We start from the raw sequence: 20,138 nt of genomic DNA, 5'->3' as shown, positions 1-20,138 counted from the left end.
CGCGGCCCCTCACCGCACGGTCCGCATCTCCTCGCCGTGCACCGTGACGGCGTAGATGACGAGCAGGTTGACCGCGATGAGCATGCTGCACCACCACGGGTAGGCCGGGAGGAACACGTAGTTGGCCACGGCGTTGACGACCGCGAACACCACCGCGGCGGCGCGGGCCGCGGGATGGCCGCGCGTCAGGCCCCAGCCGATGAGGACGGCTGCGACGCCGAGGAGGATGTGCACCCACCCCCAGACGGTGTAGTCGACCGGGATGCCGAGCGCCTCGGCGGGCACCCGGTAGAAGTCGTCGTTGAGCAGGGCGGTGAGTCCCTGCATGACCGAGAAGACCCCGATGGCGGACAGGAGCACGGCCGCGAACGCGATGAAGGCGAGCCAGCCCGTCGCCCGGTCACGGGGGCCGTAGCTGCCGATGCCGGCCTCCGCCTGCCAGTTCGCCTCCGGCTGCCGACTCTGGAAGGCGCTGGTCATGGCGCCGCTCCCTCCCGGGCGGGACCGTCCCGCCCGGTGCAGCAGCCTGGTCGCCGGCGGGGGTGGGCGCCTCACGCGGAACGGACGATGCGCCGTCTGCACCGGGGTCGCGCCGGACGGGCCCGGGTAGGGTGCCCGCGCCGGGGGCCGACGACGTCCCCACGACCCTCGTGGAGGACGTCCTGGTGGACCTGTTCGACCTGACCGGCAAGGTCGCCGTCGTCACCGGTGGCACCCGCGGCATCGGGCTGATGATGGCCCGCGGCCTGCTGCAGGCCGGCGCGGCGGTCTACGTCAGCTCCCGCAAGCCCGAGGCCGGCGAGGCGGCGGTCGCCGAGCTGTCCCGGTTCGGGCGGGTCGCCTCGATCCCCGCCGACGTCTCCACCGAGGCCGAGTGCCTGCGGCTGGCCGCCGCGGTGGGGGAGCGCGAGGAGCGGCTGCACGTCCTGGTGAACAACGCCGGCGCCACCTGGGGCGCGCCCCTCGCGGAGTTCCCCGCGTCGGCGTGGGACAAGGTGCTCGACCTCAACCTCAAGGCGCCGTTCTTCCTCACCCGCGCGTTCCTGCCGCTGCTGGAGGCCGCGGGCACCGACGACGACCCGGCCCGCGTGGTCAACGTCGGCAGCATCGACGGCCTGCACGCGCCGACGCTGCCGACCTACTCCTACTCGGCCAGCAAGGCCGGGGTGCACCACCTCACCCGGGTGCTGGCCAAGGAGCTCGGCCCGAGGCGGATCACGGTCAACGCCGTCGCCCCCGGCCCGTTCGAGTCGAAGATGATGGCCGCGACGCTGGCGGCGCACGGCGAGGAGATCGCGGCGTCGTCCCCGCTGCGGCGGATCGGCCGGCCCGATGACATGGCCGGCGTCGTGGTCTACCTGAGCAGCCGGGCCGGCGCCTACGTCACCGGCGCGGTCATCCCCGTGGACGGCGGCCGGGCGACCACCCTCTGAGTCGATGACCCAGCGGCTGCGCTTCGACGGCTGGATCCTCGGCGTCGGCACCACCTCGGGCACCCGGGTCGTCGTCGGGCACTGGCCCCGGTCGCCGCTGGGGCCGCTCTCCGACGTGATGGTGCAGCGCCCCGACGGGCACCGGGTGCTGCTGGCCCCGTCGGCGGAGGCCGCGGAGTTCATCGCGGGCACCTACGCCTTCGACGAGGTGCGGGTCCTCGACGTGACGGTGGACCGGCCGCGGGTGCGGACCTGGACGGTCACCGGCGGGCCGCTGCGGCTGACGGTCGAGGCGGGGCGCCGTCCGCCGCTGGGGTGGCTGCTGCGGTCGGTCCCCGCGCCGCTGGCCCGCACCCCCGCCTGGGTGGGCCTGCTGGACCGGCCGGCGCGGCTGCTCACCGGCCTGCGCACCACGGGCTCGGCCGGCAACGGGCGCACCGAGTGGTACGGCGTCCAGGACCTGCACGCGCTGACGTCGGCCGCCGGGGCGTGGGACGGAGCGCCGCTGGGCGGGCTTGCGCCGGTCCGGCCGCCGGTCACCTTCGGGTTCGGCTCGGTCCCGCCCCGGCCGAGCGTCGTGCGGGTGACGACGACGGTGCAGCTGCCCTGACGGCGACGATCAGGGTCCCTGATCGCACCGCGTGCTCCCTCACCGTCGGCGGTGCGGGAGGACGCCCGATGACCAGGGACCCTGATCATCGACCGGCAGCGGTCAGGCGGACCTCGGCGCGCTCGGCCGCTTCCCGCGCGGCCGGGTGGCGGACTCCTCGGGCACCCGGGCCAGGTGCGAGTCGGCCAGGGCCACCTGGTGCGGCGACCCGACGAGCTGGCCCTGCCGGCGTGCCGCCAGCCACCACTCGCGGGCGGCCACGGTGTCCCCGGTGCGCTCGGCGATCCGGCCGAGCAGCTCGTCGTAGGCGCCGAGGGTGAACGACGGCGTCCCCAGCACGGCCTGCCGGCCCCGGAACGGGTGCAGCTGCACCGTCGCCATCTCGATCTCCGGCTCGTCGCCGATCTGCAGCGCGACCTCGGCCTGCAGCAGCGTCGCGACGTCGCTGGCCCAGTCGCGGACCTGGGTGCGTCCCCAGCGCTTGCGCAGCCGGCGGGCCTCGGGGAGGTCGCCGGACTCGGCCGCGGCGAGCACCGCCATGAGCTGCAGCAGCGGGTTGCCCTCGTCGCCGGTCCGCACCAGCAGGTCGATGGCCTCGGGGAGGCGGTGGTCCCCGCGGCGCAGGGTGAACTGGTGCGCCGCGAAGGCGTGCGCGGCGTGCGGGGTGACCTTGCGGTAGAGCTCGTAGGCCTCGGTGGTCAGCTCCTCGGCGCGGGCGGCGTCCCCGCGCAGCCAGGCGGCGCCGGCCTGCTGCCACAGCACGTGCGGGCGCACCTCGGGGCCGGACAGCGAGATCGCCAGCCGGCGCCCGGCGTCCATGTCGGCCTCGAAACCGCGCAGGTCGGCCAGGTGCAGCCGGACCGCCGCCCGGTGCAGCCGGGCGTAGAACTCGGTGCGGCGCGGCAACCCCCGACCGGTCAGCCCGAGGGCCTCGTCGGTCGCGGCCAGCCGCAGCTCGGCCGCCCCGGGACGGCCCCACACGGCGAGGGAGAGGTTGTTCAGGGTCCGGCCCAGCAGCTCGGCGTCGCCGACCTGGCGCGCGAGCTCGACCGCGCGTTCGGCGTAGCGCGGGCCCTTCTGCAGGTCCTCGCTGAAGGCCAGCTCGACGCCGAGGGTGCCCAGCAGCCGGGCGGTCAGCCGGTCGCGCTCCTCGCCGGCGGCGTCCGGGGCGATCTGGTCCCGGTGCTCGAGCAGGTCCTCGAGCAGGGCCACCATCTCGTGGTCGACCACGCCGTGCGGTCGCCAGTTCCACAACGTCGGCGAGCCCCACACCGCCGCTGACTCCAGCAGGCAGCGCCGGTCACCGAGCTCGCGGGCGACGGCGATCGCCTCCTCCACCACGTCCCCCGCCTCCGTGCGCTGGCCGCTGCGCAGCAGGTCGTTGCCGAGCGTGGTGAGCAGGTCGTGCCGGGTGCGGGCGGCGTCGGGCGCGGACGGGTCGAGCAGGGACAGCGCCCGGCGCACGTGCGCGGCCGCCTCGCCGTGCGCCAGCCGCTCCCGTGCCACCTGCGCCGCCGCGGTCGAGTACCGCAGCGCGGGGCCCGGGCCGGTGACCGGGACCGCCTCGACGAAGTGGTGGGCCAGCCGCTCCACGACGGCGTCGTCGGCGCGCCCGCCCAGGGCCCGCCGCTCCAGGGCACCGGCCAGGCGGGCGTTGAGCCGGGCCCGGCGCAGCGCCGGCAGGTCGCCGTGCAGCACCTCCTGCACCAGCGCGTGGGTGAACCGCCAGCTCCACGGCTGGTGGCCCTCGACGACCAGGCCGAAGGCGGTCGCCGAGTCCAGCGCGGCGAGCGCCTCCTCCGCCGGCGTGCCGGCCGCCTCCAGCAGGTCCAGGCTCACCTCGCGGCCGGCGACGGCGGCCAGCTCCAGCACCTCCCGGGTGCTGGGGCCCAGCCGGGCCAGCCGGTTGCGCAGCACCTCCCGGATCGACGGGGGGACCGGCACCCGGTCCAGGCGCAGGTCGTGGGTGCTGACCATCCACCGTGCCAGCTCGACGACGAAGAACGGGTTGCCCGCGGTGCGGTCGTGCACGGTCTCGGCGAGCGCGTGCCCGCCCACGGCGCCGAGCTGCCCGGCCATGAGGGCGGCGACGTCCTCGGTGGGCAACCCCGACAGGCGGATCCGGCTGGCCGCCGGCTCCCGGTTGAGCCGGGCCAGGCAGTCGACCACCACCTCGGGCAGGTCCTCGCCCACCGAGCGGACGGTGACCACCACCATCAGCGGCACCCGCGGCAGGTGCCGGGCCAGCAGGCTCAGCAGCTGCACGGACGTGGTGTCGGCGCCCTGCAGGTCGTCGAGGACCACGAGCACCGGTCGGCCGGCGGCGGCCGCGGTGAGCCGGGCGCGCAGGTCCTGGAACAGCCCGAACCGGGCGGCGTCGGCGTCCGCGGCGGGGTCGTCGGGCAACGGCGCCAGCTGCTCCTGGCCCAGCTGCTCGAGCACCTGGGTCCACGGCCACAGCGCCGGCGCGCCGGCGTCGTCCGCGCACCGGCTCCAGGCCACCGACCAGCCGGCCGCCCGACCGACGTCGGCGGCCGCCTCGGCCAGCCGGGTCTTGCCGATGCCCGGCTCGCCACCGAGGACCACGATGGCCGGCCGCCCGGCGGCCACCTGCTCGCCGACGGTGCGCAGGTGGCCCAGCTCGGCCTGCCGGCCGACCAGGGTGTCGTGGCCGGGAGCGCTGGACGGCATGGCCGCCGGCGGCGGGACGACGGAGAGGACGGGGCGGGGCACCCGGTCGGTGAGCCTCGGGTCCTGGCGGAGGACCGCCCGCTCCAGGTCGCGCAGCTCCGGGCCCGGGTCGATGCCCAGCTCGCCGCGCAGCAGCTCGGTGCAGCGGCGCAGCGCGTCCAGCGCGTCGGCCTGCCGGTCGGCGGCGTAGAGGGCGGTGACCAGCCGGGCCCACAGCCGCTCGCGCAGCGGGTGCCCGGCGACCAGGTCCTCGAGGTCGGGAACGGCGGAGTCGGCCCGGCCCATCGCCAGCAGCGCGTCGCAGCGTCGCTCGCGGGCCCGCACGTGCAGCTCGGTGAGCCGGAGCCGGTCGGTGGCCGCCGCCGGCGTCTCCCCGAGCTCGGCCAGCGGCTCACCCCGCCACAGCTTCAGCGCCTGGTCCAGCAGCGCGACGCCGCGGGCGGGGTCACCGCCCTCGACGGCGCGGTCGCCCTCGTCGACCAGCTGGGCGAAGCGCAGGCTGTCCAGGTCGGCGGCCTCCACCTGCAGCAGGTAGCCCGGTGGCCGGGTCAGCAGCACCTTCGGCGCCTCGCGGGGGCCGCGGGCCGGCTCGAGCACCCGCCGCAGGTGGGAGACGTAGGCCTGCAGGGTGCCGGTGACCGTGGGCGGCGGTTCGTCGCCCCACAGGGTCGCCACGATCCGGTCGATGGCGACCGCGCGACCCGGCTCGGCGAGCAGCAGGGTCAGCAGCGCGCGGGGTTTGGCGCCGCCCACGTCGAGGGGGCGACCGTCAGGGCCCGTGACCTCGAGAGGCCCGAGGACGCGGAACCGCACGAGGCGGGATCCTCCCAGGTCCGGACGGGAAACGGGAGTCCTTCCTGCACCGCCCGGGACCGCAAGTCCGCGCGCAAGCGGCCTGCAAGTGCCCGTCAAGTCCGCGCGACCAGGGTCGTCCCCGTCCGACACCCGAACCCGCGGCGCCGCCGCGACCGTCCCGTCGAGGAACCCCCGATGAGCCTCTCCGAGGTCAGCACCGCCGTCGAGACCATCCCCGCCCCGCGCCCGCCCGCCGACAGCGCCGTCCCGGCCGCCGACGTCGACGCCCTGCGCGCCCGCGTCCACGGACCGGTCTACGCCGCCGGTGAGGAGGGCCTCGCCGCCGAGGTCCTCGCGTGGAACGTCGCGGTCACCCACACCCCCGCCGTCGCGGTCGGCGCCACCTGCGCCGCGGACGTCGCCGCCGCCGTCTCCTGGGCCACCACCCACGGCCTGCCGGTGGCCGTGCAGGCGACCGGGCACGGGCCGGTCCGCAACGCAGCCGGTTCCGTGCTGGTCTCCACCCGGCGCATGCAGGGGGTCACCGTCGACCCGGTCCGCCGCACCGCCCGCGTCGAGGCCGGCGTGCGGTGGGAGAAGGTGCTCACCGCGGCGGCCGAGCACGGGCTGACCGGGCTGTGCGGCTCGTCGTCCGACGTCGGGGTGGTCGGCTACACCCTCGGCGGCGGGATGGGCTCGCTGGGCCGCCGGTTCGGCTTCGCCGCGGACGCCGTCGTCTCCTTCGACATCGTGACCGCCGACGGCGCGCTGCGGACGGTCTGCGCCGAGAGCGAGCCCGAGCTGTTCTGGGGGGTGCGCGGGGGCAAGGGCAACTTCGGCATCGTGACCTCCATCGAGATGGAGCTGTTCCCGGTGCGCTCACTGGTCGGCGGTGGGGTCTTCTTCGCCGCCGAGGACGCCGCCGCCGTCCTGCACGCCTTCCGCACCTGGGCGCCGACCCTGCCCGAGGAGGCCACCACCTCGATCGCCGTCCTGCGCCTGCCGCCGATGGAGGAGCTCCCCGAGCCGCTGCGCGGGCAGATCGTCGTCCACCTGCGCTACGCCTACTGCGGCGACGACCCGGCCGAGGGGGAGCGGCTGGTGGAGCCGATGCGGGCCGCCGGGCGGATCGTGCTCGGGTTCGTCGGCCCGCTGCTGACCACCGAGATGGACGCGGTGCACATGGACCCCGAGGACCCGATGCCCGGCTGGGAGAAGGGCATGCTGCTCGCGGAGCTGACCGAGGAGACCGTCGACGCGTTCCTCGCCGCGGCCGGCCCGCAGGTCGAGGTGCCGCTGGTCATGGCCGAGATCCGGCAGATGGGTGGCGCGCTGGCCCGCCAGCCGCGGGTGCCCAACGCCGTCGCCGGTCGGGACGCCGCCTGGTCGGTGCTGGTGCTCGGCCCGGCGGTGCCCGAGCTGGCCGAGGTCCTGCCGCACGTCGGGCGGGGTGTGCTCGCCGCGCTGCAGCCGTGGGCCGCACCCGGGTGCATGGTCAACTTCCTCGGCGACGTGGCCGGCCCGGCAGAGGTGGCGGCGGCCTACCCGGCGGACGTCCGCGAGCGGCTGCTCGCCCTCAAGGCCGCCGTCGACCCGCGGGGGGTGTTCTCCTTCGGCCATGCCCTCGATGCCCGGGCCCTCGATGTCCGGGCCCTCGATGTCCGGGCCCTCGATGCCCGGGCCCTCGATGCCCGGGCCCTCGACCCCCGTGGCTGAGGGTGACGCCGGGGCGGGCCGGCACGGGGGCCCGGAGGAGCGGCCCCGGCGCCTGCCCCGGCACTACCGCCGGATCCGCCCGGGCCTCCCGGCTCCCCGGGACGGGGAGGCCGCCGACCGCCGGTCCGACGAGGACCCCGGCGACGAGGACTGAACGGAGGGGGTGCGTGGCGGTCGGCTCCGTCCAGAGGCTCGCCGCGAGCCTGCGAGTGGTGAGGAGGACGGGGTCCTTCCTCAGTCGGGGAGCAGCACGCCGGGGTTGCAGACGCCCTGCGGGTCCAGACGTTGCTTGACCGCCCGCAGCACCTCCACACCCAGGGGGCCGATCTCCCGCTCCAGCCACGGGCGGTGGTCGGCCCCGACGGCGTGGTGGTGGGTGAGCGTGCCGCCGGCGGCCACCAGCGCGTCGGTGGCCGCCCGCTTCGCCGCCAGCCACTGCTGGATGGGCAGGTCGTCGTCGCGGTCGGCGACCACCGTGACGTAGAGCGAGGCGCCGGTGGGGTAGCCGTGCGACACGTGGCTCATCAGCAGCGGACGCCGTCCCCTGCGGCCCAGCGCCTCGCGCAGTGCCCCCCGGACGGCGTCGTAGACCGTGGGCAGCGCCGTCCAGGTGGCCGCGGTCTCCAGGGTCTCCACCAGCAGGCCGGCGTCGAGCATGCTGTCGCGGGTGTAGGGCGCGGCGAACCGGTGCCGCCGCCAGGACTCGCCGACCCGCCGGCCGACCCGGATCGCGCCGCCGTCGCGCAGCACCGACGCCGCTGCCCGCGTGCGGGCGCGCACCAGCGGGGGCAGCCCCTCCCAGCCGACCACCAGCAGGCAGCCCTCGCCGCGACGGCGGGCGCGCAGCGAGCCGCGCAGCGCCCGCGCGCCGGGGCCGCCGGCCATGAGCAGGGTGGCGCGGGTCTCCTCGGGGTCGGACAGCCGGACGACGTCGGGCAGCAGGTCGTGGCGGGCCAGCCGCTGCAGCCCGGCCAGCCCCGCCGCCCAGGAGCGGAACGACCAGCCCTCGTACTCGGACGCCCGAGGCTTGGGGCGCACCCGCAGCCGTAGCTGGGTGATCACGCCGAGCGCGCCCTCGGACCCCAGCGCCAGGCCGAGCAGGTCCGGCCCGGCGGCCGACGCCGGTGGGGAGCCGAGCTCCAGCACCCCGGACGGCGTGGCCAGGGTGAGCCCGGCGACGAGGTCGTCGAACCGGCCGACCCCGGTGGAGGACTGCCCCGCCGACCGGGTCGCCGCGTAACCGCCCAGGGTGGCGTACTCCCAGCTCTGCGGCAGGTGCCCGAGGGTGAGCCCGGACGACTCCAGGTGCTGCTCCAGCGCGGGCCCGCGCATGCCCGGGCCGACGGTGACCAGGGACGAGGGCACGTCGAGCGCCTGCACCGACGCCATGCGCCGGACGTCCACCGAGATCGAGGGCCGGTCGTCGGCGTCGATGCCCGAGAGCCCGCCGACGACGCTCGTGCCGCCCCCGAAGGGCACCACGACGACGCCCATCTCGCTGCACAGCGCCAGCAGCGCGGCGGTCTCCTCGGTGCCGCCCGGGGTGACGACCGCGTCCGGGGCGTCGGAGGCGTCGCCCTCCCGCCGGCGCAGCAGGTCCAGGTAGCTCTTGCCGCCCGCGTGCCGCAGCCGGCTCTCCCGGTCGGTGCGGACGTTCTCCTCGCCCAGCAGGTCGGCCAGCCGCGTCCGGCAGTCCTCGGCCAGCCGTGAGGGCGCCAGCCGGATCGCGTCGACCGGCACCGGCGGGGTGGCGCGGGGCGTCCAGCCGAGCTCCCGCGCCAGGTGTCGCCGGGCGGCCTTGGGCAGCACCTCGGCCAGGTCGGGGAAGGTCGCCAGCGCCAGGTTGCCGTCGCCCCCGTCGGTCCCGGCGGTCACCGTGGCGTCGCGCGGGCGGGTGGGCGACCCCCAGCCCTGGATCGTCAGTTCGGGCTGCTCGGGCACGGCTACAGTCTGCCGGGTGCTGCGGAGGGGAGCGTCCGACGGCGCCGCTGCCGGCGCGCTCTCCCCGGCCCGGCGGGCCGCCGACCTCGACGTCGTCGCCGGGGGCCGGGTGGACGTGGTGGTGGTCGGCGGCGGCGTGACCGGCGCCGGGGTGGCGCTGGACGCCGCGGCCCGCGGGCTGTCGGTCGCGCTGCTCGAACGTGCCGACCTCGCCGCGGGCACCAGCCGGTGGTCGTCGAAGCTCGTGCACGGCGGGCTGCGCTACCTGGCCCACGGCGAGTTCGGCCTGGCGCGGGAGAGCGCCCGCGAGCGCGTCGTCCTCATGGGGGCGACGGCGCCGCACCTGGTCCGGCCGCTGCCGTTCCTGGTGCCCGACGCCGCCGGCCGGTCGGTGACCGCGCTGGCCGGCCTCGGGGGCCGGCTGGGGGACGCCGTCCGCTCCTCGGTGCCCGGTGGCCGCCGCTCGCTGCCCCGCACCCGGCGCGTCGGGCCGTCGGAGGTGGCCCGGCTGACGCCAGGGGTCCGCGGCAGCCGCGGCGGGGTCGTGTTCTGGGACGGCCAGCTCACCGACGACGCGCGGCTGGTCGTCGCGCTCGCCCGGACGGCGGCGGCGGCCGGGGCGCGGGTGCTGACCGGGGCGGCGGTCCGGGCGGTGGACGGCCAGGACGTGCACGTCGAGCTCGACAACGGCGAGGCGCTCCCGCTGCGCGCGGACGTCGTCGTCAACGCGACCGGGGTCTGGGCGCAGCGGCTGGCGCCGGGGGTCCGGCTGGTGCCCTCCCGCGGCTCCCACCTGGTCGTGCCGGCGGAGCGGCTCGGTTCCCCCACCGCGGCGCTGACCGTGCCGCTGCCCGGCTCGCGGTCGCGGTACGTGTTCGCGCTGCCGCAGCCGGGCGGCCCGGTGTACCTCGGACTCACCGACGAGCCGGTGCCCGGCGCGGTCCCCGACGAGGACCCGCAGCCGAGCGGGGCCGAGGTGGCGCAGCTGCTGGAGACGGTGAACCGGGTGCTGGCCGCGCCGCTGACCCGCGACGACGTCGTCGGCTGCTACGCCGGCCTGCGGCCGCTGGTGCTCCCCGCCGCGGCCGGGGCCGGCCCCGGGGGGGCCACCGCCGACCTCTCGCGCAGGCACCTGCTGCGGTGGGACGGACCGGTCCTCACCGTCGTCGGCGGCAAGCTGACCACGTACCGGGCCATGGCGGAGGAGGCCGTGGACGCGGTGGTGGCGCGGCTGGGCCGGCCCGCGCCGCGGTCGTGCACCGCGCGGCTGCCCCTGGTCGGGGCGGCCCCGCCGGTGGCGCTGGACCGGGTGGACGCCCCGCCCCGGCTGGTCGCGCGGTACGGCACCGAGGCCCCGGCGGTCGCCGCGCTGGGCGGGGAACCGGTCGTCGAGGGCCGGCCGGAGACGGTGGGGGAGCTGCGGTTCGCCGTCCGGGCCGAGGGTGCGCGCACGGTGGGCGACCTGCTCGACCGCCGCGTGCGGATCGGCCTGGTGCCGGCCGACCGGGCCCGCGCCGTCCCGGTCGCCGAGCAGGTCCTCGCCGAGGAGCTCTGAGCGCCACCGGATCTGCACTCCGGTGGCGCTCCGGGCCCTGCTGGCCGCCACCGTGCAGATCTCGTGCGGTCAGGCCGCCTGGCGGCGGGCGTGCGCGTCCAGGGCGGTCAGCCCGCGCCGGACACCGACCGCCACCGCGCCCAGGGCGAAGAAGCCCTCGTCGTCGGAGACCGTGGCGGTGCGCAGCAGGCCGACCAGGCGGTCGAGCGCGGTGACGGCGTCGGCGATCCGCTCGTCCCGCTCGTCCGGCGTCGTCCCGTCCGTGCTGTGGTACGGGGTGGCGACCACGCCGGCCAGGCCGTCGAGGGCGTCGGCGAGCACCCACCCGGTGCCGGCGTCCACCAGGTCCACGGCCCGGCGGTGCGGCTGGACCTCCACCACCAGCGAGATGAGGTCGTCGACGAGGACGGCGACGCGGTCGACCGCCCGCGACTCGGCGCGGATGCCGGCGGCGCTTCCCCGCCAGGCACGGGCCCGCGGGTTGGCGCGGCGGGCCCGCTCCACCTGCCCCTCCGCCGCGCGCATGCGGTCCAGCTCGCGCTCCAGGCGCCCGGCTCGGTCGGCCCACTCCGCGATGTCGGGCACCTGGCCCGCGCGCAGCGTCGCGGCGAGGCCGCGCAGGTGGTCGGCGAGCGCCCGGCGGGTGCGGGTCACCTGCTCGATCGCGCGGGTGAGCTGCAGTGGTGGGAACAGCACGGTGGTGACCAGCACGCCGATCGCCGCACCCAGCAGGGTCAGCCCGGCGTAGCGCAGCACGTAGGCGTCGGGGTCGTCGAGGCCGACGGTGAGCATGAGGACGGCGGCGAAGCTCACCCAGCTCGCCTGCTCCCGCCACAGCCGCCACTGCTCGGCGGCGACGGCCAGCGCCACGATCAGGGCGATCGTGAGCGCGTTGGGCACCGCCCGGGTGAGCTCGTAGACGGCGACGGCCAGCGCGAACCCGGTGAGGATCGCCAGCACGCTGCGCCAGGCGGCGCTCGCGGAGTCGGCGATCGTGGGGTGGACGGCGATGACCGCGCCGAGCGGGGCGTAGTAGGCGTAGTCGGACAGCAGGGGTGGCAGCAGGACGGCGACCTGCCAGGCGAGCCCGGCGGCGACGGCCGCCCGCACGCCGCGCTGCACGGCCGGGCGTCGCAACTGAGCCCAGAGGAGTCCCACGGGGACCCAGGATGATCGGTGCGCCGGGCCCGGTGCGGACCCTGGCGCGTGACCTTCGTCGCGGTCAGGCCGCCGGCTCCTCCCGGGGCAGCGCGTCGAGCGCCGTCAGCGCCCGCTCCACCCCCACCGCCACCGCGCTGAGGGCGAGCAGGCCGGGGTCCTCGTCGATGGTGGTGGCCCGCAGCCGGTCGACGAGTCCGGCCAGCGCGTCGCCGGCGACCTGGACCCGGTGGTCGCGGTCGTCGGGCCGGATCGCGTCCGCGGCGTGGTACGGCGTCCGGATCACGCCGGCGACCCCCTCGAGGGCGTCGGCGAGACGGCGGGCGGTGCCCAGGTCGGGCCGCTCGCCGCCGCTGCGGTGCGGCTGGTACTCGGCCACCAGGACGGTGACGTCGTCGAGCAGGACGGCGACCCGCTCCAGCGCCTGGGACTCCTGCTGCACGCGCGCCCTCGCGTCCTGCCAGCGGCGGGCCCGCACGTTGGCCCGCTGCGCCCGCTCCACGGTCCGCTCGGCCTCGCGGAGCCGGCCGAGGGCGGTGTCGCGGGCGGTGGCCCGCAGCAGCTCCTCCTCCAGCGTGGGCGACCGGCCCGCCCGCAGCTCCGCGGCGGTGGCGGTGAGGTGCTCGGCGAACAGCCCGCGGGTGGCGTCGATCGCGCGCCGGGCCGACGTGAGGTTCAGCGGCGGGAACAGGGCGGTGACCAGCACGCCGACCGCCGCCCCGAGCAGCACCAGCCCGGCGTAGGCCGCGACGAAGTCGGCCGGGTCCCCGGCCCCGACGGTGAGCATGAAGACGGCGGCCACGCTCACCCAGCTGGCGTTCCCCCCGAGCACCGGCAGGCGTTCGAGGCCGACGGCCAGGGCCACCAGGAGGGCCAGGACGAGCGCCTCGGGCAGCCCGGGGGTCACCTCGGAGACGGCGACCGCGAGCCCGAGGCCGAGCACGATGGCCAGCACCGTGCGCCAGGAGGCGCTCGCGGAGTCGGCGATGGTGGGGTGGACGGCGATGATGGCGCCGAGCGGCGCGTAGTACGCGTACTCGGCGAGGTCGGGCGGGAGCAGGACGGCGACCTGCCAGGCCAGCCCGGCCGCGATCGCCGCCCGGATCCCGCGCTGGGCGGTCGGGTCCCGGAGCAGGGCGCGCACGGAGCTCACGGGGGACCAGCCTCGCACGGCCCGTCACCGGCGTGTCCCAGAGAGCGAGACGGCTGTTCCACTCTGTGGACCATGCGGTGCAGGCTGTGGGGCGTGGACACCTACACGCACGGGCACGCCGACCCCGTCCTGCAGTCCCACCGCTGGCGCACCGCGGAGAACTCCGCGCCGCACCTGCTGCCGCTGCTGCGCCCGGGCCTGGACCTCCTCGACGTGGGCTGCGGCCCCGGCACGATCACCGTGGACCTCGCGCAGCGCGTCGGCCCGGGCCGGGTCCTCGCCGTGGACGTGTCGCCGGCTCCGCTCGACGAGGCCCGGGACCTGGCCGCGCGGCGGGGCGTGCCGGTGACCTTCGCCGTCGGCGACGTCTACGCGCTCGACGCCGCCGACGACTCGTTCGACGTCGTCCACGCCCACCAGGTGCTGCAGCACCTCACCGACCCGGTCGCCGCCCTGCGGGAGATGGCCCGCGTCTGCCGGCCCGGCGGGGTGGTCGCCGTCCGGGACGTGGACTACGCGGCGGTCACCTGGTTCCCCGCCGACGCCGGGCTCGACCGGTGGCTCGAGCTCTACTCCGCGGTGGCCCGGCACAACCGGGCCGAGCCCGATGCCGGGCGGCGGCTGCTGGCCTGGGCGCACGCCGCGGGGCTGCGGGACGTCACCGCCTCGGCGTCGTCCTGGTGCTACGCCTCCCCGGCCGAGCGGGAGTGGTGGGGGACCTCCTGGGCCGGACGGGCGACGGCGTCGGCCTTCGCCGAGCAGGCGGTGGCCTACGGGCTGGCCACGCCCGCCGAGCTCGAGGAGGTCGCCGCCGCCTGGCTGCGCTGGGCGGCCGCGGACGACGGCTGGCTGGGCATGCTGCACGGGGAGCTGCTCATCCGCATCTGAGCCGGGAGCTGTGCGGCTGAGCCGGCGACTCTGCGGGCGTTCCTCGTGCCGTGCGGGTGCTGCAGCACCCCGGTCGCACGGAGAACGCCCGCAGAGCGTCGCTCACGCCCCCTGGCGGGCGGCGTTGGCCTGGACGGCGGTGCTCACGTACTGCGCTAGCCCGGGTGCCATCGCCTCGTAGGTGGCGGTGAACCGCTGGTCCTCGACGTACATCCGGCCCAGGCAGGCGTGCAGCTCGGGGGAGCACTCGTAGAGGCTCCGGCTGATCGACTGCCGGTGCGCCTCGGCGACGTCCATCGCCTCCGTCGAGTCGGGTGCGGCGCCCGACCGCATCGCCGCGACGAACCGGCTGCCGATGTCCTCCTGCTCGGCCTTGACCCGCAGCCAGTCCTCCTTGCTGTAGCCGCGGGTGCGCCGCTGCGACTCGGCGTACGCCTCCGTCCCGCCCCAGCGCTCCTGCACCTCGGCCTCGTACTGCGCCGGGTCGTGCTCCCCGAACACCTCGAACCGCTCCTCCGCGGTCAGCTCGATCCCCATCGCCCTCGCCTCCATCTCCTTCTCGACGGCCGCGACCATCGCCCGGGTCCGCTCGAGCCGGTCGAGCAGCAGCCGGTGCTGCCGGCGCAGGTGCTCGGCCGGGTCCGCCGACGGGTCGTCCAGCAGGGTCGCGACCTGCTCCAGGGGGAACCCGAGCTCGCGGTAGAGCAGCACCTGGTGCAACCGGTCCAGGTCGGCCGGCGAGTACTGCCGGTAGCCGGCCGACGTGCGCCCGGACGGGGACACCAGACCGATGCGGTCGTAGTGGTGCAGCGTGCGCACCGTGACCCCGGCCAGGGCGGCCACCTCTCCCACGTTCACGCGGTCCCTCCTCTCTGACGGGGACGAGTGCACAGCCTGACGCCGCGTCAGGGTCAAGCGCGATGTCGCCCGGATGCGGGACGCTCCCGCGCGTGGACGAGAAGACCGACCTGCTCACCTGCCTGCGCGCCCGCCGGGCCGACCTGCTGGCCAAGCTCGACGGCCTCGACGAGTACGCCGTCCGCCGGCCGATGACCCCGACCGGCACCAACCTGCTGGGCCTGCTCAAGCACGTCGCCCACGTGCAGCTGGGCTACTTCGGCGACGTGTTCGGCCGGCCTGCCGGGCGCCCCTACCCGTGGGACGACGGGGGCGAGGAGGACGCCGACATGTGGGCGACCGCCGAGGAGACGCGGGAGGAGGTCGTCGAGCTGTACCGGTTCGCGGCCGCGCACGCCGACGACACGATCGAGGCGCTGCCCCTCGACGCCGTCGGCGAGGTGCCGTGGTGGCGGGAGGAGCGGCGCCGCCCGACGCTGCACACCGTCCTGGTGCACGTCTGCGTGGAGGTCGCCCGGCACGCCGGCCACGCCGACATCCTCCGTGAGCTGATCGACGGGTCGGTGGGCATGACCGCGGCCACCCCGAACCTCCCCGACCGCACCCCGGCCGAGTGGGCGGCGTTCCGCGAGCGCATCGAGGCGGCGGCCCGGCAGGCGGCGCGGACAGGTGCCCCCGCGGCGGATGGGTGAGGATCCTCGGCATGGCTGCCGACGACGTCTCGCCCGAGGACCCCTTCCCCCGCACGCGCGTGCGCGTGGACCGCCGGGCCGACGGCAACCTGCAGATGGCCTACGTCGAGGTGGGGCAGGGCGATCCCATCGTCTTCCTGCACGGCAACCCGACGTCGTCCTACCTGTGGCGCAACGTCCTCCCGCACGTGCAGCACCTGGGCCGCTGCCTGGCTCCCGACCTCATCGGCATGGGGGACTCCGACAAGCTCCCCGACCCCGGCCCGGGCAGCTACTCCTTCTCCGCGCACGCCGGCTTCCTGGAGCGCTTCCTCGACGCGGTCGGCGCCACCGAGCGGGTCACCTTCGTGCTGCACGACTGGGGCTCGGCCCTCGGCTTCGACTGGGCGCACCGGCACCCGGAGGCGGTCCGGGGGATCGCGTTCACCGAGGCCATCGTGACGCCGCTCACCTGGGCCGACTGGCCCGCGAACGCCCGCAAGATCTTCCGCACCATGCGGGGCCCGGACGGCGAGGCCGCGGTGCTGGACAAGAACGTGTTCGTCGAGCGCCTGCTGCCGGCCTCGGTCGCCCGCGGCCTGAGCCCGGAGGCGCACGAGCGCTATCGGCGGCCCTTCGCCACCCCCGGGGAGCGCTGGCCCACGCTGGAGTGGCCGCGGCAGATCCCGATCGAGGGCGTGCCCCCGCGGGTGCGCGACGTCGTCGCCCGGTACGGGCAGTGGCTGCGCACCAGCGAGATCCCGAAGCTGTTCCTCGACGCCGATCCGGGCTTCCTGCTCGTGGGCCGCCAGCGTGCCTTCGTGCGCAAGTGGGCGGCGCTGACCGAGGTCACCGTGCCCGGGTCGCACTTCGTCCCGGAGGACTCGCCGCACCAGCTCGGCCGCGCGCTCGCGGACTGGCTCCCGACGCTGCGCTGACCGACCCGGCGCCGCGCCGGCCCGGCGGCGGGGTCAGCGGGCCTTCCGCCCCGCGCGCAGCGACTCGGCCGCCTTCGCGATCCGCGCGGCGCGGGTCTCCGGCTTCTTGGCCTCCTCGACCCAGCGCACCCACTCCTTGCGGTGCGAGGGCGCCAGTCCGTCGAAGAAGGCCCGCGCGCCGTCGTCCAGGGCGGCCGCGAGGTCGTCGGGCAGCGGGGTGTCGCGGGACGCGGTGTCCAGCTCGACCCGGACGTCGACCTCCTGGCCGGCCCGCACGCCCGCGGCCTCCCGGTGCTCGGCGGCCAGCGGCACCCAGAAGGCCCCGCTCATCGTGGCGACCGTCGTCCGGTAGGTGTGCGGGCCCACGGTGACGACCACGGGCGGCCGCTTGCCGGCACCCAGGGCCGCGACCACCTCGTCGGGCACCTGCAGGCCGGTGGCGGTCTTGCCGCCCAGTACGACGGTCGTCCGGAACTCCATGCGCCGCAGGCTAGGGCCTCGACCGGTCAGGCGGGCTGAGCCTCGGCCGCCGCCACCGTGGGGACGACGCCGGCGGTGCCGGGGAGCGTCCGGTTGCTGAACTCCCGCATCTGCGGTCCCCACCGGCGCATCGCCGAGCGGTGCGGGTCGGTCCGGACGAAGGCGACCATCGCGGCCTGGTCGTCCCACCACGACACGGTGGTGAAGTGGCGGGCCAGCGGACGAGCCCGGAGGACCAGGGAGCGCGCCCCCGGCGAGCGCATGGCCTGCCGGCGGATGGCCATCGAGTCGCGGAAGAAGGCCGGGACGTCGCGGAAGCGGCGCAGGTGCAGCTGGGTGAGGACGACGATCCCGGGACCGGGCTCCGTCTCGTCGGCCGTCCAGGGCAGGTCGGGGATGATCGGCACGGCAACCTCCTTAACGGTTGTTAAGGACGGAGGTTAGGCCGCTTCTTAACGTGTGTAAAGTGGCTTTGTGCCCCCACGGACCCCTGGCCGGCTGACCGCCGACCTCGTCGCCGCCGCGGCTGCGCTGGTGGAGCGCACCGGCTCGCTGGAGGGGGTCACGCTGCGGGCGGTGGCCCGTGAGGCCGGTGTCAGCGCGCCCGCCGTGTACGGGCACTTCGCCGACCTGGACGCGCTGCTCGACGCCGTCCTGGCCGAGGCCTTCGGGGACCTCCGCGCGGCGATCGGTGCGGCCGTCGTCGAGCACGCCGACCCGGTCGACCGGCTGGTGGCCGGCTGCCGGGCCTACGTGGCGGCCGGCCTGGCCGCGCCCGGCCGCTACCGCGCGATGTTCGGCCCGCGCCGGCTGACGGCGGGGCAGGTGGCCTTCGAGGTCCTCGTGGACGGCGTGGCGGCCTGCGTGCGGGCAGGGCGCTCGGCCAGCCGGGACCCGCGCGCCGACGCCGCCCTGGTGTGGACGGCGCTGCACGGCGTGGTGAGCCTGCGGTCGGCCGGGCCGGACCTGCCCTGGCCCGACCTCGACACCCAGGTGGGCACGCTCGTCGTCCGGCTCGCGCTGCTGGAGCCGCGGCGGTCAGACGGGGAGCGCTGAGCGCCGGGCGATCTTCACCCGGTACATGGCCGCATCAGCCGCGGCCAGCGCGGTCTCCGGGGTGTCGGCGGGGCCGCACAGCGCGACCCCGACGCTCACGCCGACGCGGTGCGCCCCACCCCGGGAGTCGCGCAGCGGCGCCTCGAAGGCCGCGGTGACCCGGTCGGCCACGGCCCGCGCCGCTCCGGTGCAGTCCAGGCCGGGGCAGAGGACGACGAACTCGTCGCCGCCGACGCGGGCCACGGTGTCGCCCGGGCGCATCGCCGCCTGCAGCCGCTCGGCCGCCGAGACGAGCACCTGGTCACCGACCGCGTGGCCGGCGGTGTCGTTGACCGGCTTGAAGCCGTCGAGGTCGCAGAAGAGGACGGCCAGCGGCTCCCGGACCCGCCCGCCCGACCGCAGGTGCTGCCCCAGCCGGTCCATCAGCAGGGCGCGGTTGGGCAGGCCGGTGAGCGGGTCGTGCAGCGCCGCCGCGCGCAGCGCCTGCTCCAACTCGCGCTGCGCCGTGACGTCGGCCATCGCGACGACCGCGCCCAGCAGCGTCCCGTCCTCGTCCCGGACCCGCGTGCCGGAGGCCACCACCTGACGGACCGTGCCCCCGAGCGGCGCGATGCCCATCCCCACCTCGGTGATCCGGCCCTCGGCGAACACCCGGGTGAGCGGGACCTCCTCCCTGAGGAGCAGGCGGCCGTCGGGCTGGGTGAGGGAGAAGGCGGTGGGCAGGTCGGTGACCGGGACGCGGGAGTCGGCGTCGACCCCGTGCCACCGCCGGCTGACCTCGTTGAAGAGGGTCACCCGGCCGTCGGCGTCGGCGGCGACGACCCCGACGGGGAGCGCCTCCAGCAGGGCCCGGACGAACGCCTCCGAGCGGGCCAGCTCGCCGTGCGCCCGCTCGGCCTCCTGGCGGGCGACCTCGCTGGCCGCGGCCAGCGCCGCGAGCTCCCGGGACTGCCGACGGCGCTGCAGCAGCCCGAGGACCACCGCGGCGAGGTCGGCGAGCCGGTCGCACTGGCCGGGACCGATCTCCCGCGGCTGCTCGTCGTAGACGCAGAGGGCGCCGATGGGGGTGCCGTCGGCCACCAGCGGTGCGCTGGCGTAGCCGCGGATCCGCGCGCGGCGGCCGTCCACCCAGGCGTTGCCGGCGAACTCGGGCAGGGCGGCGAGGTCGGGGAAGGCGTAGACCCGCGGCGCCCACGTCGTCACCGTGGCGCAGAGCGACTCGCCCCGCGGGGAGCTGCAGCCGACGGCGCCGTGCGTGGCGACCTGGTGCTGCTCGTCGGCGTCCAGCAAGTTCAGCGTCGCGTTGGGCATCCCCGTGACGGCGGCGGCCACGCGCACGACGGCGTCGAGCTCGGCGTCGGTGGTGTCGCTCCCGATGCCCGACGCCGCGAGGATCTCGGCCTGGCGGGCGTGCAGGACCGCCTGCGCGTCTCCTGCGGCGGTGCTGGTCACGGGGTCCTCCGGGTGGCGCGGCCCGGTGGCCGCCTGGACTCGGCAACGGCCGCTGCCCCGCGCCGGTTGAGCGACTCCCGGGGACGGCTCCCCCCGACGGGTGGGTCAGGTCAGCGAGCGCACCGTCTCGATCGCGGCCACCACGGCGAAGACGAGGAACAGGACGGCGGCCACCCGGCGGATCAGCGCCACCGGCAGCCGGTCGGCGAGCTTCTTGCCCAGGAAGACGGCCAGGCCGGAGACGGTGAGCAGGGCGGCCCAGGCGCCGATGAAGACCGAGATCGGCGCGTCCAGGCGGGCGGCGAGGCCCGCGGTGGCGAGCTGGGAGAGGTCCCCCCACTCCGCGGCGAAGAGCACACCGAAGGAGATGGCCGCGGCGCGGAGGAACGAGGTGCCCTCGCGGGCCGCGGCGACGTCGTCGGCCTCCTCCGGGCCGCTGCCCGCGCTGCGCCACAGCAGCACGGCCCCGACGAGGAACAGGACGGCGACCACACCGCTGACCAGCGCCCCCGGCAGCAGCGACAGCAGGCTGCCCGCGGTGACCGCGATCGCCACCTGCAGGCCGAAGGCGGCCCCGACGCCGACGAACACCGGCCAGTGGGGGAGGCGGGTCGCGAGCACCAGGCTGGCGAACAGGGTCTTGTCCGGCAGCTCCACCGGGAGCACCAGGACGAACGCGGTCGCGATGACCGACAGGGACAGCACGGGCTTCTCTCTTCCGCTCGGCACGGCCGGGCGGGTGC

Annotated in this window: 19 protein-coding genes; 9 read left to right on the top strand and 10 right to left on the bottom strand. The window is 76.7% G+C overall.

Features of this window, described 5'->3' with window-relative positions; all coding sequences use genetic code 11:
• Nucleotides 1-9: 9 nt before the first annotated feature.
• Nucleotides 10-480 carry a DUF7144 family membrane protein gene (locus tag ACI79C_RS05975; protein WP_456944708.1) on the bottom strand — a complete coding sequence of 157 codons (471 nt, stop codon included), beginning with the start codon at nt 478-480 and terminating at the stop codon, nt 10-12.
• A 131-nt stretch (nt 481-611) separates the two neighbouring features.
• Here ACI79C_RS05975 and ACI79C_RS05970 point away from each other — a divergent pair, with 131 nt between their 5' ends.
• Both ACI79C_RS05970 and ACI79C_RS05965 read left to right on the top strand, forming a co-directional pair.
• Nucleotides 612-1,433 (top strand): SDR family oxidoreductase, encoded by an 822-nt coding sequence (locus ACI79C_RS05970; RefSeq protein ID WP_456944707.1) that lies wholly within the window; start codon nt 612-614, stop codon nt 1,431-1,433.
• A 4-nt stretch (nt 1,434-1,437) separates the two neighbouring features.
• Nucleotides 1,438-2,043: a hypothetical protein gene (locus tag ACI79C_RS05965; protein WP_456944706.1), complete on the top strand. Its 606-nt coding sequence runs from the start codon at nt 1,438-1,440 to the stop codon at nt 2,041-2,043.
• Nucleotides 2,044-2,145: 102 nt separating this feature from the next.
• On the opposite strand, the gene ACI79C_RS05960 is transcribed toward ACI79C_RS05965, so the two are convergent.
• Nucleotides 2,146-5,487 carry a BTAD domain-containing putative transcriptional regulator gene (locus tag ACI79C_RS05960; protein ID WP_456944705.1) on the bottom strand — a complete coding sequence of 1,114 codons (3,342 nt, stop codon included), beginning with the start codon at nt 5,485-5,487 and terminating at the stop codon, nt 2,146-2,148.
• Between the two features lie 237 nt (nt 5,488-5,724).
• Here ACI79C_RS05960 and ACI79C_RS05955 point away from each other — a divergent pair, with 237 nt between their 5' ends.
• Entirely contained in the window at nt 5,725-7,245 is a 1,521-nt protein-coding gene (locus ACI79C_RS05955; protein WP_456944704.1) for an FAD-binding oxidoreductase, read from the top strand.
• Nucleotides 7,238-7,399, top strand: coding sequence for a hypothetical protein (locus tag ACI79C_RS05950; protein WP_456944703.1), 162 nt, complete (start codon nt 7,238-7,240; stop codon nt 7,397-7,399). The genes ACI79C_RS05955 and ACI79C_RS05950 overlap by 8 nt, the downstream gene beginning before the upstream one ends.
• Before the next feature lie 80 nt (nt 7,400-7,479).
• Here ACI79C_RS05950 and ACI79C_RS05945 read toward each other — a convergent pair whose 3' ends face one another.
• Complete coding sequence (locus ACI79C_RS05945) at nt 7,480-9,186, bottom strand: FAD-binding oxidoreductase (RefSeq protein ID WP_456944702.1); 1,707 nt, start codon at nt 9,184-9,186, stop codon at nt 7,480-7,482.
• A 16-nt stretch (nt 9,187-9,202) separates the two neighbouring features.
• Between ACI79C_RS05945 and ACI79C_RS05940 the strand changes: the two genes are divergently transcribed.
• Nucleotides 9,203-10,741 carry a glycerol-3-phosphate dehydrogenase/oxidase gene (locus ACI79C_RS05940; RefSeq protein ID WP_456944701.1) on the top strand — a complete coding sequence of 513 codons (1,539 nt, stop codon included), beginning with the start codon at nt 9,203-9,205 and terminating at the stop codon, nt 10,739-10,741.
• A 69-nt stretch (nt 10,742-10,810) separates the two neighbouring features.
• Here ACI79C_RS05940 and ACI79C_RS05935 read toward each other — a convergent pair whose 3' ends face one another.
• Together ACI79C_RS05935 and ACI79C_RS05930 are read right to left on the bottom strand one after the other, a co-directional pair.
• Nucleotides 10,811-11,899, bottom strand: a complete 1,089-nt coding sequence (locus ACI79C_RS05935; protein ID WP_456944700.1) for an FUSC family protein — start codon at nt 11,897-11,899, stop codon at nt 10,811-10,813.
• A 64-nt stretch (nt 11,900-11,963) separates the two neighbouring features.
• Nucleotides 11,964-13,052, bottom strand: coding sequence for an FUSC family protein (locus ACI79C_RS05930; protein ID WP_456944699.1), 1,089 nt, complete (start codon nt 13,050-13,052; stop codon nt 11,964-11,966).
• A 93-nt stretch (nt 13,053-13,145) separates the two neighbouring features.
• Between ACI79C_RS05930 and ACI79C_RS05925 the strand changes: the two genes are divergently transcribed.
• Entirely contained in the window at nt 13,146-13,940 is a 795-nt protein-coding gene (locus tag ACI79C_RS05925) for a methyltransferase domain-containing protein (RefSeq protein ID WP_456944698.1), read from the top strand.
• 102 nt (nt 13,941-14,042) lie between these two features.
• Here the strand turns inward: ACI79C_RS05925 and ACI79C_RS05920 are convergent, their stop codons facing one another.
• Nucleotides 14,043-14,798 carry a MerR family transcriptional regulator gene (locus ACI79C_RS05920; RefSeq protein ID WP_456944697.1) on the bottom strand — a complete coding sequence of 252 codons (756 nt, stop codon included), beginning with the start codon at nt 14,796-14,798 and terminating at the stop codon, nt 14,043-14,045.
• Between the two features lie 92 nt (nt 14,799-14,890).
• Here ACI79C_RS05920 and ACI79C_RS05915 point away from each other — a divergent pair, with 92 nt between their 5' ends.
• Both ACI79C_RS05915 and ACI79C_RS05910 read left to right on the top strand, forming a co-directional pair.
• Complete coding sequence (locus tag ACI79C_RS05915; RefSeq protein ID WP_456944696.1) at nt 14,891-15,490, top strand: DinB family protein; 600 nt, start codon at nt 14,891-14,893, stop codon at nt 15,488-15,490.
• 11 nt (nt 15,491-15,501) lie between these two features.
• Complete coding sequence (locus ACI79C_RS05910; RefSeq protein WP_456944695.1) at nt 15,502-16,407, top strand: haloalkane dehalogenase; 906 nt, start codon at nt 15,502-15,504, stop codon at nt 16,405-16,407.
• A gap of 33 nt (nt 16,408-16,440) precedes the next feature.
• Here ACI79C_RS05910 and ACI79C_RS05905 read toward each other — a convergent pair whose 3' ends face one another.
• Both ACI79C_RS05905 and ACI79C_RS05900 read right to left on the bottom strand, forming a co-directional pair.
• Complete coding sequence (locus tag ACI79C_RS05905) at nt 16,441-16,887, bottom strand: YdeI/OmpD-associated family protein (protein WP_456944694.1); 447 nt, start codon at nt 16,885-16,887, stop codon at nt 16,441-16,443.
• Nucleotides 16,888-16,913: 26 nt separating this feature from the next.
• Nucleotides 16,914-17,294: a hypothetical protein gene (locus ACI79C_RS05900; protein WP_456944693.1), complete on the bottom strand. Its 381-nt coding sequence runs from the start codon at nt 17,292-17,294 to the stop codon at nt 16,914-16,916.
• 67 nt (nt 17,295-17,361) lie between these two features.
• Between ACI79C_RS05900 and ACI79C_RS05895 the strand changes: the two genes are divergently transcribed.
• Nucleotides 17,362-17,943, top strand: a complete 582-nt coding sequence (locus ACI79C_RS05895) for a TetR/AcrR family transcriptional regulator (RefSeq protein ID WP_456944692.1) — start codon at nt 17,362-17,364, stop codon at nt 17,941-17,943.
• Here ACI79C_RS05895 and ACI79C_RS05890 read toward each other — a convergent pair.
• Together ACI79C_RS05890 and ACI79C_RS05885 are read right to left on the bottom strand one after the other, a co-directional pair.
• Entirely contained in the window at nt 17,926-19,395 is a 1,470-nt protein-coding gene (locus tag ACI79C_RS05890; RefSeq protein WP_456944691.1) for a diguanylate cyclase domain-containing protein, read from the bottom strand. The genes ACI79C_RS05895 and ACI79C_RS05890 overlap by 18 nt on opposite strands.
• A 105-nt stretch (nt 19,396-19,500) precedes the next feature.
• The gene (locus ACI79C_RS05885) at nt 19,501-20,124 is read right to left on the bottom strand and encodes a TMEM165/GDT1 family protein (RefSeq protein ID WP_456944690.1); all 624 of its coding nucleotides are present in this window, start codon (nt 20,122-20,124) and stop codon (nt 19,501-19,503) included.
• Nucleotides 20,125-20,138: the final 14 nt, after the last annotated feature.

The sequence above is a fragment of the Geodermatophilus sp. SYSU D00697 genome (assembly GCF_054050175.1).
This window is presented reverse-complemented; position numbering and strand designations above follow the sequence as displayed.

Excerpts from the sequence above, each read along its gene's own strand:
- ACI79C_RS05905 (WP_456944694.1), bottom strand. The coding sequence starts at position 16,887 with ATGGAGTTCCGGACGACCGTCGTACTGGGCGGCAAGACCGCCACCGGC.
- ACI79C_RS05965 (WP_456944706.1), top strand. The coding sequence starts at position 1,438 with ATGACCCAGCGGCTGCGCTTCGACGGCTGGATCCTCGGCGTCGGCACC.
- ACI79C_RS05955 (WP_456944704.1), top strand. The coding sequence starts at position 5,725 with ATGAGCCTCTCCGAGGTCAGCACCGCCGTCGAGACCATCCCCGCCCCG.
- ACI79C_RS05910 (WP_456944695.1), top strand. The coding sequence starts at position 15,502 with ATGGCTGCCGACGACGTCTCGCCCGAGGACCCCTTCCCCCGCACGCGC.
- ACI79C_RS05975 (WP_456944708.1), bottom strand. The coding sequence starts at position 480 with ATGACCAGCGCCTTCCAGAGTCGGCAGCCGGAGGCGAACTGGCAGGCG.